Here is a 14131-nt window from a genome sequence, read left to right on the forward strand (position 1 = left end):
GGGCTCAGTGGCCGCCGCCGCCGCTGATGCGCGGCAGCTCGTTGAAGGTGTGGAACGGCGGCGGTGAGGAGACGGTCCACTCCAGCGTCGTCGCACCCTCGCCCCAGGGGCTGTCGGCCGTCACGCGGCGGCCGGCCACCAGCACGTAGAGCGTCATGATGATGAAGAAGACGGTCGCCGCGATGGAGATGTACGACCCATAGGACGACACCTGGTTCCAGCCGTGGAAGGCATCGGGATAGTCGATGTAGCGCCGCGGCATGCCCGACAGGCCAAGAAAGTGCTGCGGGAAGAACGTCAGGTTGACGCCGATAAAGGTCGCCCAGAAGTGCAGCTTGCCGGCCCATTCCGGATACTCGCGGCCGCTCATCTTGGTGAACCAGTAGTAGAAGGCGGCGAAGATGCCGAACACGGCGCCGAGGCTCAGCACGTAATGGAAGTGCGCCACGACGTAATAGGTGTCGTGCATGGCGATATCCATGCCGGCGTTGGCCAGCACCACGCCCGTCACACCGCCGACAGTGAACAGGAAGATGAAGCCGATCGCCCAGACCATTGGCGTGGTGAAGCGAATCGAGCCGCCCCACATCGTCGCGATCCAGGAAAAGATCTTCACGCCCGTCGGCACCGCGATGACCATCGTGGCGGCGGTGAAGTAGGCCTTGGTGTCGACGTCCAGGCCCACGGCGTACATGTGGTGCGCCCAGACGATGAAGCCGACGAAGCCGATCGAAACCATCGCGTAGGCCATGCCGAGGTAGCCGAACACCGGCTTGCGCGAGAAGGTCGACACGATGTGGCTGACGATCCCGAAGGCCGGCAGGATCATGATGTAGACCTCGGGGTGACCGAAGAACCAGAACAGGTGCTGGAACAGGATCGGGTCGCCGCCGCCGGCGGGATCGAAGAAGTGGGTGCCGAAATTGCGGTCGGTCAGCAGCATGGTGATGGCACCGCCGAGCACCGGCAGCGACAGCAGCAGCAGGAAGGCCGTGATCAGCACCGACCACACGAACAGCGGCATCTTGTGCAGGGTCATACCCGGCGCGCGCATGTTGAAGATGGTGGTGATGAAGTTCACGGCGCCGAGGATCGACGACGCGCCGGCAAGGTGCAGCGAGAAGATCGCCATGTCGACGGACATGCCGCCGTGGCCGAGCGCCCCGGAAAGCGGCGGATAGACCGTCCAGCCGGTACCCGCGCCGGAGTCGACGAAGGCCGAACCCAGCAGCAGCAGGAAGGCCGGCACCAGCAGCCAGAAGGAAATATTGTTCATGCGCGGGAAGGCCATGTCCGGCGCACCGATCATCAGCGGCACGAACCAGTTGCCGAAGCCGCCGATCAAGGCCGGCATGACCACGAAGAACACCATGATCAGGCCGTGCGCCGTGATGATCACGTTCCACAGCTGGCCGTCCGGCTCACCGCCGGTCAGCAGGTACTGCACGCCCGGGTCCTGCAGTTCCATGCGCATGACCAGCGAGAAGAAGCCGCCGAAGATGCCGGCGACGACCGCGAAGATGAGGTAGAGGGTGCCGATGTCCTTATGGTTGGTCGAGCAGAACCAACGCAGGAAGAAACCAGGCTTGTGATCGTGATGCGCGTGCGCTTCGCTGTGTGCCATTTCGGTCTCTCCCTTACTTGGACAGCGCGGTATCGGCCGAGACGGCGGCCAGCTCGACGCTCTGCGGCGCCGTTTCTGATTCATCGACCGAGGTCGCAGCCGCGGCCTGCTTGACGGGCTGAGGCTCGTCCACGCGGGCGTATTGCTCGCGGGCCTGCTCGGTCCAGGTCGCGAACTCCTCCTTGCTGACCATCCTGATGTTGATCGGCATGAAGGCATGGCCGGTGCCGCAGAGTTCCGAGCACTGGCCATAGAAGGTCTGGCCCGCGTATTCGGCCGGGACGTAGGTCCAGGTCTCGTTGATGCGTCCCGGAACCGCGTCGGTCTTCAGGCCGAACTGGGGCATCGCGAAGTTGTGCAGCACGTCGCTGGCGGTGACCAGGATGCGGATGTTGGTGTCGACCGGCAAGACCAGCGCGGTGTCGGCGGTCAGGAGGCGCGGCTGGCCGGGCTGCAGGTCGCCCTCGGCCACCATGAAGGAGTCGAAGGTGAAGTTGCCGTGGTCGGGATACTCGTAAGACCAGTACCACTGGCGCCCGATCGCCTTGATGGTGATGTCGGCATCCTCGACCCGGTCCGCGAAATAGAGCAGGCGGAACGACGGGAAGGCGATGGCGATGAGGACCAGCACCGGGATGACCGTCCAGGCCAGTTCCAGCGTCACGTTGTGGGTGGTCTTCGACGGGGTGGGGTTGCGCTTCTCCGAATAGCGAAACATCACCCACAGCAGCAGCGCCAGCACGAAGAGCGTGATGAGGATGATGATCCACAGCAGGATTTCGTGGAAGGAGTGGATGCGCTCCATAACCGGCGTCACGGCCGGCTGAAAATTCATCTCGTAGTTCTGCGGGGCGGCCACAGCGCTGCTGAGGAACCCGGCACCGAAGACCGCGGCGCCAAGGGTGAGCGCAAAGGCGGCGGCAAACGTGCCAAGCCGGCTAAGGAAGGTCATAGCTGCATTTCCCATCATTCCTGCAAATCCTTGCGTTCCCGCCGCTCTGCTTCGCGCCGAAGCGCAGTCCCCATTGGCAGCGAGGTAACCAAGGCGAGCGAAAACTATACCAAGGCCGTTGGCTCCACAAGACCGGCCACAAGGGCCCGCAAAGCGCGGAACGGCAAGGGGAATCGCTCCTCCTAGGCACGCCAATGATAGATCATCCGTCGCCATCTTGTGGCGGCCGTCCCCCGGGTGCGACCGAATGACGCAACCCCCTGGAGTCGCGGCAGGACGTGCCCGGCCGCGCCGGCGAGGGGCCGGTTCAACCTGGCGCGTCAATCTTTCGCCTGCTCTTCGCGCTTCAGGTGACGATGCAGCCGCCGCACGCCGAACCAGACCGCCAGCCCCAGCAGCGGGATCGCCGCGGCGGTGGCGACCTCCGGGTTGACCGGCAAGCCTAAGGCCTTGACTCCCTTAGCGATGTAGCCAACCAGGCTGGCCAGGTAATAGGTGATGGCGGCGACCGACAGCCCTTCGACCGTCTGCTGCAGGCGCAGCTGCAGGCGGGCGCGGCGGTTCATCGACTCCAGGAGATCGCGGTTCTGCGCCTCCAGCTGCACGTCGACGCGGGCACGCAGCAGCTGGCTGGCCCGCGTCACCCGGCGCGACAGCGTCTCCAGGCGCTCGGCCACCGCCTCGCAGGTGCGCATGGCCGGCGCCAGGCGGCGGTCGACGAACTCACTGAGGGTCTGCAGGCCCTCGACACGCTGCTCGCGCAGCTCCTCGACGCGGCGCAGCACCAGGGCGTAGTAGGCCCTGGCGGCGCTGAAGCGGTAGGTCGTCGCCGCCGCCACGTCCTCGATCTCCGACGAAAGGGTCATCAGGTCGCCGAGCAGCTTGCGCTCGGCATCCATGTCCTCGATCTCGGTCAGCCGCCCGGTGATGGCGGTCAGCCGCTCGCCAACCGAGGCGAGCCCGGCGCTGTGCCGCTTGGCCGCCGGAAAGGCCAGCAGCGCCATCATGCGGTAGGTCTCGACCTCCAGCAGGCGCTGCACCAGGCGTCCGGCCTGGCGCGGCCGGAGGCTGGAGTCGCGGAGCAGGATGCGGGCGAAACCGTCCTTGTTGACACGGAAATCCATCCATACGGCTGCCGAGCCGCCCGACACCAGGCTGCCGATGATGCTGTCGCTGCCGAAGATGTCATGCAGGGCGGCGGCATCGGGCTCCGGCGAGTCGGCGGCCAGGATCTCCAGGTGGACGGCGACCAGCATGTCCCCCGGCAGAGCGGCGATCCAATCGCGCGGCACTAGGTCGATGGCGCGCCCGGCGAAGGGCGCGTCACTGAAAGGGCCGTTGCGGAAGAACGTGTAGGTCGAAAACTCCGTGTGGCGTTCCCACTTCAGGCGGAAGGGACCGAGATCGCTGATAAAGTGGTTGATGTTTTCGCTGGGACCGGCCAGGCCGCGGCTCTTGCAGAGCGCGGCGACATGAGCGCGCTCGCGCGCCGCCGCCCCTTCGCCCGACAGCAGGGCCAGATGGGTGACCCGCACCGGCGCTTGCAGCGTGGCGAAGGGGCGCGAGTGGACCTCCGCGTTCAGCGTCCCGCGCAGGGGATGATCCCGCAAACCCTCGGTCATGAAACAGAATCCCCTTCGAATCCCCGGCCGACCCGCCCTCCGAGTCCGCTAAGGATGTTATCCTGGCCGCAGCGCCCCATATTAAGGCAAGCTGACGCCGACTCGACCGAATTGGCCGGAAACCCTAACGCATAAGGCCCGGAGGCCTCCTCATGACACATCTCGCCGCCACCGACGACCTTTTCTACGCGCGAGCGGGACTCGACCGCAACCGCCTGGAAACCATGGTGAACGACGCCCTCACCGGGGCCGACGACGGCGAGCTGTTCCTGGAATACCGCCAGTCGGAGGCGCTGGCCTTCGACGACGGACGTCTCAAGTCGGCCAGCTTCGATACCATGCAGGGCTTCGGCCTGCGCGCCATCGCCGGCGAGGCCGCCGGCTACGCCCACGCCAGCGATCTCTCCGAGGCCGCCATCGCCCGCGCGGCGGACACCGTGAAGGCGGTGCAGACCGGACGCTCCGGCACCATGGCCGACGGGCCGGCGCGCACCAACCGCATCCTCTATGGCGACGAGAACCCCATCGGCGCCGTGCCTTTCGAAGCCAAGGTGAAGCTTCTGGCGGAGATCGATGCCTACGCCCGTGCCAAGGATCCGCGCGTGAAGCAGGTCAGCGCTTCGCTGGCCGGCGAGTGGCAGGCGGTGCAGATCCTGCGCGCCGGCGGCGAGCGTGCCGCCGACATCCGGCCCCTCGTGCGCCTCAGCGTCTCGGTCGTGGTCGGCGACGGCGATCGCATGGAAGCCGGCAGCCACGGCGGCGGCGGGCGCATCGCCTATGAGACGCTGCTGGACCCGGCGCACTGGCAGGCCGGCGTCGACGAGGCGCTGCGCCAGGCGCTGGTCAATCTCGAGTCGGTCGACACCCCGGCCGGCGAGATGCCGGTCGTCTTGGGCGCCGGCTGGCCCGGCATCCTGCTGCACGAGGCCGTCGGCCATGGCCTGGAGGGCGACTTCAACCGCAAGAAGACTTCCGCCTTTTCCGGCCTCTTGGGCCAGCGCGTCGCCTCCCCCGGCGTCACCGTGATGGACGACGGCACCTTGATGGACCGCCGCGGCTCGCTCACCATCGACGACGAGGGCACGCCGAGCCAGGCCACGGTCCTCATCGAGGACGGCATTCTGCGCGGTTACATGCAGGACCGTCAGAACGCCCGCCTGATGGGCATGCAGCCGACCGGCAACGGGCGGCGCCAGAGCTACGCCCACATCCCCATGCCGCGCATGACCAACACCGTCATGCTGGGCGGCGACAAGGACCCGCAGGAGATCATCGCCTCGGTGAAGAAAGGCCTCTTTGCCGTCAACTTCGGCGGCGGCCAGGTCGACATCACCTCCGGCAAGTTTGTGTTCTCCTGCACCGAGGCCTACCTCATCGAGAACGGCAAGATCACCGCCCCGGTGAAGGGCGCGACGCTGATTGGCAACGGCCCCGACGTGATGACCAAGGTGAAGATGATCGGCAACGACATGAAGCTGGACGACGGCATCGGCACCTGCGGCAAGGAGGGCCAGGGCGTGCCCGTCGGCGTCGGCCAGCCGACCATGCTGATCGACGCCATCACCGTGGGCGGTACCGCGGCGTAGACCCGCGGCGGCCTGGCTACTGCGCCGCCACAGCCTCGATCTCGGCCAGCCAGGCGGGGTCCGCGAGACCGGCGACGAACAACAGGCTGGAGGCCGGCTTGGCCGTGCCCAGCACGCGGTCACGCGCCCTGCGGTAGGCCGCGAGGTCCTCGCGCCGGGTCAGGAAGACCGTCACCTTCACCAGGTTGTCCGCATCCATACCCGCGGACTCGAGGATCGCCAGGATGTTGCGCCAGGCCTGCTCGATCTGGGCCTCGGCGCCTTCGGCCAGGGTGCCGGCGGGATCGACGCCGACTTGGCCGGACAGCAGCAGCCAGCGCTCGGCTCCCGTCACTTCCACGCCCAGGCTGTAGCGCGAGAACGGCGGCGGCACCGTGGCGGGCGCGTGTTCCTTCAGGGTAGCCATTGCAATCCTTGTCCTCTCCGTGACCGGCCGCGGGGATATCTGCGGCGACCTTATCATCTGTTAAGGCCCGGCAAAGATCTCACTGTCAGGATGAGGGCGACTTTTCCGGCTGGAAGCGACCCTTCATGAGAAACCCTCTGCTCGCGCTGCTCGCGACCGGGCTGTTGCTGGGCGCGGCGGCGCCCGCCGCCGCCGACGAGACGGCCGCGCGCCGCACGCCGCCGCGCATCGTCTTCGGCCAGAACGAACCGACAGAGTTCAAATTCCGCGAATACCGTCCGCTGCGCCGCTCCGGCGCCTCGACGCGACAGGCCTATTTCGGCAGCGGCGCGCTGTACAGCGAGACCCTGGCCGAATTGCAGGCTCGGATTCGGACCATCACCGCCCGCTACCGCCTCGAGGCGCTGCCGCTGACGCCGGCGCAGGAGGCCGCCAAGGCCGAGATGACGCCGGCGCTGATACGCGCCCTCACCCTGGCCAATAAGGCGCGGGAAGCAGCCGGCGAAGAATGAGCGGCGCCAGATCGGATTCACACAGTCGGTCGATTGTCGCAGGCGATTCCATCCGACCGTGAGCTGACCTAGTGCTTGCGCAGGTAGAGCATAACGCCGAGCACCGCCAGAGTGGCGATGATCGCCGGCACGATGGCCATGACGACGGCGCGCGAGAGGCTGTCCATGCTGCCGGGCTGCGGGTGGCCGGCCATGAAGGCGAAAACGAACAGCAGATAGGCGGTGCCGCCGACCTTCATCGCCCAGTCCTTGAGCCAGCGCCGGGTTTCCGGGTCGAGAGCCATTTTTCCTGCGCCTTTCCGATTGCAGAGCCCGTGAGATCGCGGCGGAGTTTAGCCGTTGGCCCGGGCCGCGGCAAAAGTCCTCTTCCCGGCCCTCTCCGCGAACCAGGTCCGGGGGCCGTGACCGGGGTGGCAATCCGGCCCGCCATAACCCATTTGATTAGGAGGGCCCGCGAAGGGTTGCTGAAGCCCAACACCCGGTAGACCGCGTACCTGCGGGTATCGGACGCGAAATGGAGGGCAATTGACGATGACCTGGAGACTCCCCCGATGGGCAAGCGCGCCCATGGTGGCGGCCGCCACCCCGGTGATGGCAGGGGTCGTCCTGCTGCTGGGCGCGCCCCTGGTGCTGAGCCCCGACGCCGTCGCGCAGTCCTGCACCACCATCGGATCCTCGACCTTCTGCGGCCCGCGCGGCTCCCACAACACCGTGGGCAACACCATGATCTTCAACAACGGCCCGGCCGGGCGCCGCGTCGGCGACTACGCGGTGACCGGCACGCCGCCGCGCACTTCTGTGATCCGCGGCGCCCGCACCAGCCCGCTGTCGGCGCCGCGGACGTTTGCCGGCGTCGGCACATCCAAACAGCTCGGCGGCAGCGGCGCGATCTATGATTCGCGAATCGCTGCGCTGCGCGCCGAAATCCTGGCCCTCGAGGCGCAGCACCAGCTGGATCAGCTGGACCTCACGCCCGCCCAGGCGGCGGCAAAGGACAGCATGCCGCCGGCCCTGGTCCGCGCCCTCAGGCTGGCCCAGGAGGCGCGCGAGAAGGACGCCGCTTCAGGCGGCGTTAAGCCGGGCGGCGTTCAGTAGGCGCACTCGGTGAAGATCGGGTCGATGGATTCCTTCCAGCGGCCATGGAAGTCGTCGAGCAGATATTCCGCCGGGCACTTCTCGCGCTCGACGCGGCTGCGCAGCAACGAGAGGAAATGGCTCTCGTTGTCGCCTTGGCCGTCGAGCCGGTTGCGTGCCTTCAGGCCCGCCGCGGCGATCTCCACCGCCCGGTTGGCGATGGCATTGAGGGTGCGGCCGCGGAACGGCGTGTGCAGGGCCTGCTTGGGCACCTCGTCGCGCAGGTACTGGTGCTCTTCCAGGGTCCAGTCCTTCACCAGGTCCCAGGCGGCATCCAGCGCCGAGGGGTCATACAGCAGCCCGACCCAGAAAGCCGGCAAGGCGCAGAGCGACTTCCAGGGGCCGCCGTCGGCGCCGCGCATCTCCAGGAACTTCTTCAGGCGCACCTCGGGAAACAGGGTCGAGAGATGGTCGGCCCAGTCGCCCATGCCCGGCTTCTCGCCTGGCAGCGCCGGCAGCTTACCCGCCAGGAAGTCGCGGAACGACTGGCCGGCGGCGTCGATGTACTTGCCGTCGCGGTAGACGAAGTACATCGGCACGTCGAGCACGTGATCGACATAGCGCTCGAAGCCCATGCCGTCCTCGAAGACGAAGGGCAGGATGCCGCAGCGGTCGGGATCGGTGTCGGTCCAGATGTGGCTGCGGTAGCTGAGGAAGCCGTTGGGCCTGCCCTCGGTGAAGGGCGAATTGGCGAACAGCGCCGTCGCAACCGGCTGCAGCGCCAGGCTGGTGCGGAACTTCTTCACCATGTCGGCTTCCGAGGCGAAGTCGAGATTCACCTGCACGGTGCAGGTCCGCAGCATCATGTCGAGGCCGAGGCTGCCTTTCTTGGGCATGTAGTCGCCCATGATCTTGTAGCGGCCCTTCGGCATCCACGGGATGTCGGCGCGCGGCCACTTGGGCTGGAAGCCGAGGCCCATGGCGGCCACCTTCAGCGGTCCGGCGACCTGGCGGATCTGGTCGAGGTGGGTGTGCACCTCGCTGCAGGTGTCGTGGATGGTCTTCAGCGGCGCACCCGACAGCTCGAACTGGCCGCCCGGCTCCAGCGAGACCCCGGCGCCGTTCTTCGAGAGGGCGATGACATTGTCGCCCTCGATGATCGGCGTCCAGCCGAACCGCTGCAAACCTTCCAGCAGGGCGCGGATGCCGCGCTCGCCGCCGTAGGGCAGCGGGCGGAAATCATCCAGGGAATAGCAGAATTTCTCGTGCTCGGTACCGATGCGCCAGGCCTCGGCGGGCTTGCAGCCGGATTCGAGATACTCGACCAGCTGAGCCTTGTCGGTGATGATTGCCCCCTGGCTTTGCGGCGGAGCGGACATGCCTTGATCCCTTTGACCCGAAGTGCGGCCCGAACAGCGGTACGATGCGCCCCGGTTCCATTCCAGAACCGTCCGGCCGGTCGCCTTCTTATGGATGAAGTCGGCGCCCGCCCCCCGAACGCCAGATGGTAATTCTTAAGTCCTCGTTACTCGGTACCGCGGCGACCCTCTTGGCGGGATCTGCCGATTGAATAAGGGGTGGCCGAAGCCGCCCTTCAAGATGGTTCGGCCGTGCGGCCGAGGGCCAGGCGATTCGGCCATGCGGCCGAAAGCCCGTCCAGCAGGCCCTTAGGCCTAGAGGCGGCTCAGTCTTCCGGCCCCGGAAAGCCCGCAAGGGCCGCCGGCGGCCGCGCCGCGCCGTCGCCGAGAATCGCCTGCCAGCAGGCGACCGCGGCCAGCGCCGCGGTATCGGCCCGCAAGATCCTGGGGCCGAGCCCGACCGGGGTAACAAAAGGCAGTTTGCGAAGGGCGTCAAGTTCGCTCTCGGCAAAGCCCCCTTCCGGTCCCGTCATGACGGCCCAAGGGCCGGCCTCGCCCCGTGTTTCCGTGCGAATTGCCTGCGCAATGTCCTGCAGGGCCTCGGCGATCGGCCGCGCCTCGCCCCACTCGGCGCAGACCAGCAGGCGGCGCCCCGCCGGCCAGCTATCGAGCAGCTGGCCGAAGCTGATGGTCTCGCGCACCTCGGGGACACTGAGACGCTCGCACTGCTCGGCGGCCTCGCGCGCGTTGGCGGCCAGACGCTCCTCGTTCACCCGGCTGACCGCGGTGAAGCGGGTCATCACCGGCTGCAGCAGGGAGCAGCCGAGTTCGGTCGCCTTTTCCGCCATGAAGTCGATGCGCGCCCGCTTTATCGGGGCGAAGACAAGCCACAGGTCGGGTTCCGCCGCCGGGGAGCGGCGCTGCTGCAGCACCTGCAGCGAGCACCAGCCTTTGCCAAGTCCCTCGATTTCGGCCAGCCACTCGCCATCGCCGGCGTTGAACACGGCGATCTGCGCGCCGGGCGCGAGGCGCAGCACGGAGCGCAGGAAATGCGCCTGGCCGTGGTCGAGCCCGACCACCTGACCCGCCGCCAGGCGGTCCGCGACGTGCAAACGTGTCGCCGGTTTCGTTGCCGTTCCCATGAACTCCCTAACTTCCTTGGCTCGCCCGGCTTTCACCCAAGTGGATTCGCGGCTAAACATTAGGCGATGAGCCAGACGTCTTCCAGTTCGGGCGGCCTTACCGGCAACGCCAGCGATATCCGTGCCGACCACTGGGTGCTGCGTCTCGCCCCGTCCGGCGCGCGGCCCTACCTGCGGCTGGCCCGCCTCGACCGCCCGATCGGGACCTGGCTGCTGCTGTTTCCCGGCTGGTGGGCCATCGCCCTCGGTGATGCGGCGGCCAACGCCGGCCCCTCGTGGTGGCTTTATCTCTACTTCGGGGTCGGCGCCGTGCTGATGCGCGCGGCCGGCTGCACGGTGAACGACATCCTGGACCGCGACATCGACGGCAAGGTGGCACGCACGGCCACAAGGCCGATCCCGGCCGGCGAGATCAGCCTGACCCAGGCGGGCCTCTTCCTGCTGGCGCTGCTGCTGGTCTCCTTCGCCATCCTGCTGCAGATGAACACGCTGACCATCGTCCTGGGCTGCGCCTCGCTGCTGCTGGTCTTTCCCTACCCCTTGATGAAGCGCATTACCTACTGGCCGCAGGCCTGGCTGGGCCTCACCTTCAACTGGGGCGCGCTCATCGGCTGGACCGCGGCGACCGGCGGCTTCAGCTGGCCGCCGCTGCTGCTTTACATCGGCGGCATCGCCTGGACCCTGGGCTACGACACCATTTATGCCCACCAGGATAAGGAGGACGACGCCCTCATCGGTGTGAAGTCCCTGGCGCTGCGGCTCGGCGCCGGCAGCAAGCCCTGGTTCGCCGTGTTCTACTCGGTCGCCGTCGCTCTTTTCGGCGCCGCCGGATGGGCCGCCGGGATGCTCTGGCCGTTCTGGATCGGGCTCGCCGCGACGGCCGCGCAGTTCGCCTGGCAGGTCATCGACGTGAAGCTGGACGACCCCTTCGATTGCCTGGCCAAGTTCAAATCCAACCGCCTCGCCGGCTGGCTGCTGCTGGCCGGCATCCTCGCCGGCAGTCCGTGGCTGGGAAATCTGGTCCTGGGCCTCGCTGCGTGAGCACCCTGCTGCGCCAGCCGCCGGAAGACTTCATCCGCGCCAACACCCGCCTGGAGGCGCCGCCCCTGGTGCCCGAGGTGAAGCTCTACCTCGCCACCGAGGTGGTCCCGTTGTGGGAGGCCACGGAGACGGAACTGGCCGAACAGGGCCTGCCGCCGCCCTTCTGGGCCTTCGCCTGGGCCGGCGGGCAGGCGCTCGCCCGCTACCTGCTGGACCACCCGGAAGTGGTGCGCGGCAAGCGGGTGCTCGACTTCGCCGCCGGCTCCGGCCTGCAGGGAATCGCGGCGAAGCTGGCGGGGGCGGCAAGCGTCGAGGCGGTCGACATCGACGCCTTCGCCTGCGCCGCCTGCCGCCTCAACGCTGCGGCCAACGGCGCCGACATCACGGTGAAGGAAGCGGACGTTGTCGGTGTCGCCAACGCGGGCTGGGACGTCGTGCTAGCCGGCGACGTCTGTTACGAAGGCCCGGCCGCCGCCCGCATCACAGCCTGGTTGCGCAGCCTCGTCACGGACGACTGTCTCGTGCTGATGGGCGACCCGGGGCGCACCTACCTGCCGCGCCAGGGCCTGGAGCGGGTCATCGCCTACGGCGTGAAGACCAGCCGCGAAATCGAGGACAGCGACCTGCGCAATGCGGTGGTCTGGCGGGTCGCGGCAGAGAGTCAAGGCGACCGCTAGTCCGACAGCACCCGGCGCCGTTCCTCGTATTCCTCCTTGTCGATCTCGCCGCGCGCGAAGCGGTCCTTCAGCACGTCCAGGGGGCTCGTGGGGCCCTGCGGCGTGCCGCCTGTGTGGCCTGCGCCGACTAACCAGCGCGCGGCAACGACCACGAGGAACAATACCGCAGCGAGCACCACGATCATAAGGAGGGGCCCCATCATCATACCGCCCCATCCCTCGCCCCAGGCATGATGGTGGTCGTAGGAGCCGTAGCCCTGAGCCACCGCCGCGGTTGCAGTGGACAGCGCGAATGCCGCAACGATCAGGCTGGCTAACGATTTCATGGCCTGTACCTCTCTATCTGGGCAATTCAAGGGAACAACCGATGCTAAGCCCTCCTCCAAGGGCCTGTTGGGATTGCTGTCGGACAGCTTACTTCGGCGCCTGCTGAGACAGGGCCTTCAGGTAGGCGACAATGTCGCAGTCGCGCGCCTCGTCGGTCAGGCCGTGGGTCTGCAAGAAGACGCAGACGTCGCGGCGAGGCGCCTCGGCGCCTAGCTGGTAGAGATGAGTCGAAAGATCGCCAGCGTCGTGGCAGGACAGGCAGTGCCGCCCGAAGAGGTCGCGCCCGGCCACCGGGTCGCCCAGCTTGCCGGGCGGGCCCAGCGGCAGCTCCGCCGCGGTGCCGGCCGGCACCGCCGGCAGACGCGGGCCGCGCACCTCCGGCGCCTTGGCAGGGTCGTAGGGCCGCAGCAGCGAAAAGGCACCACGCAGATCACCGGCCCGGAAGCCGACGGCCTCGTCCTGCGGGTAGACCTCCGCGATCCTGGCCGCCACGTCGGACGGCAGGTTGCTGCCGTGGCACACCTCGCAGGCATCCAGCATCGGGATGGCCCGCATGTAGTGGACGTAGGGCCTGCCGTCCTGCTCGACCAGGCGGACGGTCTCCATCTCCTCGAAAGTCTGGCCGGCGAGGCTGCGCGTCAGGTAGCCGAGCAGCACGCCGCGCTCCAGTTCGGTCGGATGATTGTCCGGGTTGCGGGCCTTCAGGGCCGGCCGGCGGATCTCCCAGCCGGTCTCGGCAGCGATCTCCGCCGCCAGTTCCGGGGCAAGGTGGCGGCAGACGGCGGTGGCCTCGGCGGGGCCTACCTCGCGCACAGAAGTCTGCAGCTGCTGCAGCATCACTTGGCGCAGTTGCTGGACAGCTGCGCGTGCCGAGTCGGCTTCTTGCGCCAGATCCTGGCCGGCAGCGGACCCGGCGGCCGTGAGCAGGGCGGTCAGCAGCAAAACGGGCAAGCGTCGCAATTCCTGCGTCCTTCCACGATTGGCGCAGGGTGTAAGGCTAGCACCCCCGGCTGGCGGTAACCTTGCTGTGGATCAAAAAGAGCCGGCTTAGCCGCCGGAGCGGCAACGCAGCGCCGCCGCACCGTAGTGGGCAATCACCGGTTCCTGAGTATGGAAATTGCCCGTGACCAGCGCGACGGCCAGCACGTTACCCTGCGGCCGGCCGCCGAAGGCGGCCTGGTAGTCGGCCTCAAGGTCGCGCGTCTCCGTCTCCCAGGCCAGCGGGCTTTCGACGCCGCCCTGCACGACGATGGTGCGGATGATCCCCGGCTGCGAGGGCGAGTCGATGATGGTCTCGTCCTGCACCTTGCCGGTGGTCCAGGCGTAGCGCAGTGTCGGCACCGGCTTGGGCGCGGTGATCGCGCCCCAGGGCCCAGGCTCCGGGTCGCCGAACATGATCCATAGGGAGGCGGCGGCGTCCTCAAGATCCGCGTCGAAGAGACTGGCACTCTCTTGCAGCGTCTCAACGCGCCAGTCCCATTCCAGGTAAGGGCATTCCTCAACGTCGAAATTGACCGGCAGCACCAGACCGGAGGCCGCAACCCGGCCCTCGGCACGGATCGACAGGCGGTCCTGGTCGCTGGCAATGCGATAGTCGGTGAGCCGCCCGTTGGGCGACAGCGACAGGGCGAGCCAGCCCTGCTCGATCGCCAGCGCCGGATCGAAAAGAACGTCCTGGCGGTCGAAACTGCCTTCGCGGACGGCCTGCGGCTGTGCGGCGCAGCCGGCGAGGACTCCGAGGGTAAGCGCGGCAAGGCCGCCGCGAAGCGCTGAGATCGTCATGCGCGCAACTATAGCGAAGGCAAGCCCC

15 protein-coding genes are annotated in these 14131 nt (G+C 67.7%); 5 read left to right on the forward strand and 10 right to left on the reverse strand.

Annotated features, from left to right (window positions below; genetic code table 11):
* Nucleotides 1–4: 4 nt before the first annotated feature.
* The 3 genes from ctaD to WDC82_RS03150 all read right to left on the reverse strand — a co-directional run bounded on the left by ctaD (nucleotide 5) and on the right by WDC82_RS03150 (nucleotide 4198).
* Complete coding sequence (ctaD, locus tag WDC82_RS03140; protein WP_340115796.1) at nucleotides 5–1624, reverse strand: cytochrome c oxidase subunit I; 1620 nt, start codon at nucleotides 1622–1624, stop codon at nucleotides 5–7.
* Nucleotides 1625–1637: 13 nt separating this feature from the next.
* Complete coding sequence (gene coxB / locus WDC82_RS03145; protein ID WP_340115797.1) at nucleotides 1638–2576, reverse strand: cytochrome c oxidase subunit II; 939 nt, start codon at nucleotides 2574–2576, stop codon at nucleotides 1638–1640.
* 320 nt (nucleotides 2577–2896) lie between these two features.
* Nucleotides 2897–4198 (reverse strand): DUF3422 domain-containing protein, encoded by a 1302-nt coding sequence (locus WDC82_RS03150; RefSeq protein ID WP_340115798.1) that lies wholly within the window; start codon nucleotides 4196–4198, stop codon nucleotides 2897–2899.
* A 152-nt stretch (nucleotides 4199–4350) separates the two neighbouring features.
* Here WDC82_RS03150 and tldD point away from each other — a divergent pair, with 152 nt between their 5' ends.
* Nucleotides 4351–5784: a metalloprotease TldD gene (gene tldD / locus WDC82_RS03155; RefSeq protein ID WP_340115799.1), complete on the forward strand. Its 1434-nt coding sequence runs from the start codon at nucleotides 4351–4353 to the stop codon at nucleotides 5782–5784.
* Nucleotides 5785–5800: 16 nt separating this feature from the next.
* On the opposite strand, the gene WDC82_RS03160 is transcribed toward tldD, so the two are convergent.
* The gene (locus WDC82_RS03160) at nucleotides 5801–6190 is read right to left on the reverse strand and encodes a RidA family protein (RefSeq protein ID WP_340115800.1); all 390 of its coding nucleotides are present in this window, start codon (nucleotides 6188–6190) and stop codon (nucleotides 5801–5803) included.
* 125 nt (nucleotides 6191–6315) lie between these two features.
* Between WDC82_RS03160 and WDC82_RS03165 the strand changes: the two genes are divergently transcribed.
* On the forward strand, nucleotides 6316–6702 hold the full coding sequence (locus WDC82_RS03165; RefSeq protein ID WP_340115801.1) for a hypothetical protein: 387 nt from the start codon (nucleotides 6316–6318) through the stop codon (nucleotides 6700–6702).
* A gap of 68 nt (nucleotides 6703–6770) precedes the next feature.
* On the opposite strand, the gene WDC82_RS03170 is transcribed toward WDC82_RS03165, so the two are convergent.
* A complete protein-coding gene (locus WDC82_RS03170) occupies nucleotides 6771–6986 on the reverse strand; it encodes a hypothetical protein (protein ID WP_340115802.1) in 216 nt (71 codons plus the stop codon).
* Nucleotides 6987–7233: 247 nt separating this feature from the next.
* On the opposite strand from WDC82_RS03170, the gene WDC82_RS03175 reads away from it, so the two are divergent.
* Nucleotides 7234–7797, forward strand: coding sequence for a hypothetical protein (locus tag WDC82_RS03175; protein WP_340115803.1), 564 nt, complete (start codon nucleotides 7234–7236; stop codon nucleotides 7795–7797).
* On the opposite strand, the gene WDC82_RS03180 is transcribed toward WDC82_RS03175, so the two are convergent.
* Nucleotides 7791–9155 (reverse strand): glutamate--cysteine ligase, encoded by a 1365-nt coding sequence (locus WDC82_RS03180; protein ID WP_340115804.1) that lies wholly within the window; start codon nucleotides 9153–9155, stop codon nucleotides 7791–7793. The genes WDC82_RS03175 and WDC82_RS03180 overlap by 7 nt on opposite strands.
* A 305-nt stretch (nucleotides 9156–9460) precedes the next feature.
* Nucleotides 9461–10276, reverse strand: a complete 816-nt coding sequence (locus WDC82_RS03185) for a 16S rRNA (uracil(1498)-N(3))-methyltransferase (RefSeq protein WP_340115805.1) — start codon at nucleotides 10274–10276, stop codon at nucleotides 9461–9463.
* Between the two features lie 66 nt (nucleotides 10277–10342).
* On the opposite strand from WDC82_RS03185, the gene ubiA reads away from it, so the two are divergent.
* Together ubiA and WDC82_RS03195 are read left to right on the forward strand one after the other, a co-directional pair.
* Nucleotides 10343–11317 (forward strand): 4-hydroxybenzoate octaprenyltransferase, encoded by a 975-nt coding sequence (gene ubiA / locus WDC82_RS03190; protein ID WP_340115806.1) that lies wholly within the window; start codon nucleotides 10343–10345, stop codon nucleotides 11315–11317.
* Nucleotides 11314–11994 carry a 50S ribosomal protein L11 methyltransferase gene (locus WDC82_RS03195; protein ID WP_340115807.1) on the forward strand — a complete coding sequence of 227 codons (681 nt, stop codon included), beginning with the start codon at nucleotides 11314–11316 and terminating at the stop codon, nucleotides 11992–11994. Before ubiA ends, WDC82_RS03195 begins: the two co-directional genes overlap by 4 nt.
* Here the strand turns inward: WDC82_RS03195 and WDC82_RS03200 are convergent.
* From WDC82_RS03200 to WDC82_RS03210, 3 genes are all read right to left on the reverse strand, one after another.
* On the reverse strand, nucleotides 11991–12320 hold the full coding sequence (locus WDC82_RS03200) for an SHOCT domain-containing protein (RefSeq protein ID WP_340115808.1): 330 nt from the start codon (nucleotides 12318–12320) through the stop codon (nucleotides 11991–11993). The genes WDC82_RS03195 and WDC82_RS03200 overlap by 4 nt on opposite strands.
* 88 nt (nucleotides 12321–12408) lie before the next feature.
* Nucleotides 12409–13272, reverse strand: coding sequence for a DUF3365 domain-containing protein (locus WDC82_RS03205; protein ID WP_340115809.1), 864 nt, complete (start codon nucleotides 13270–13272; stop codon nucleotides 12409–12411).
* Nucleotides 13273–13368: 96 nt separating this feature from the next.
* Complete coding sequence (locus WDC82_RS03210; protein ID WP_340115810.1) at nucleotides 13369–14103, reverse strand: DUF3047 domain-containing protein; 735 nt, start codon at nucleotides 14101–14103, stop codon at nucleotides 13369–13371.
* Between the last annotated feature and the right edge of the window lie 28 nt (nucleotides 14104–14131).

This window comes from Pelagibius sp. 7325, assembly GCF_037652055.1.
Lineage (GTDB): Bacteria > Pseudomonadota > Alphaproteobacteria > Kiloniellales > Kiloniellaceae > Pelagibius.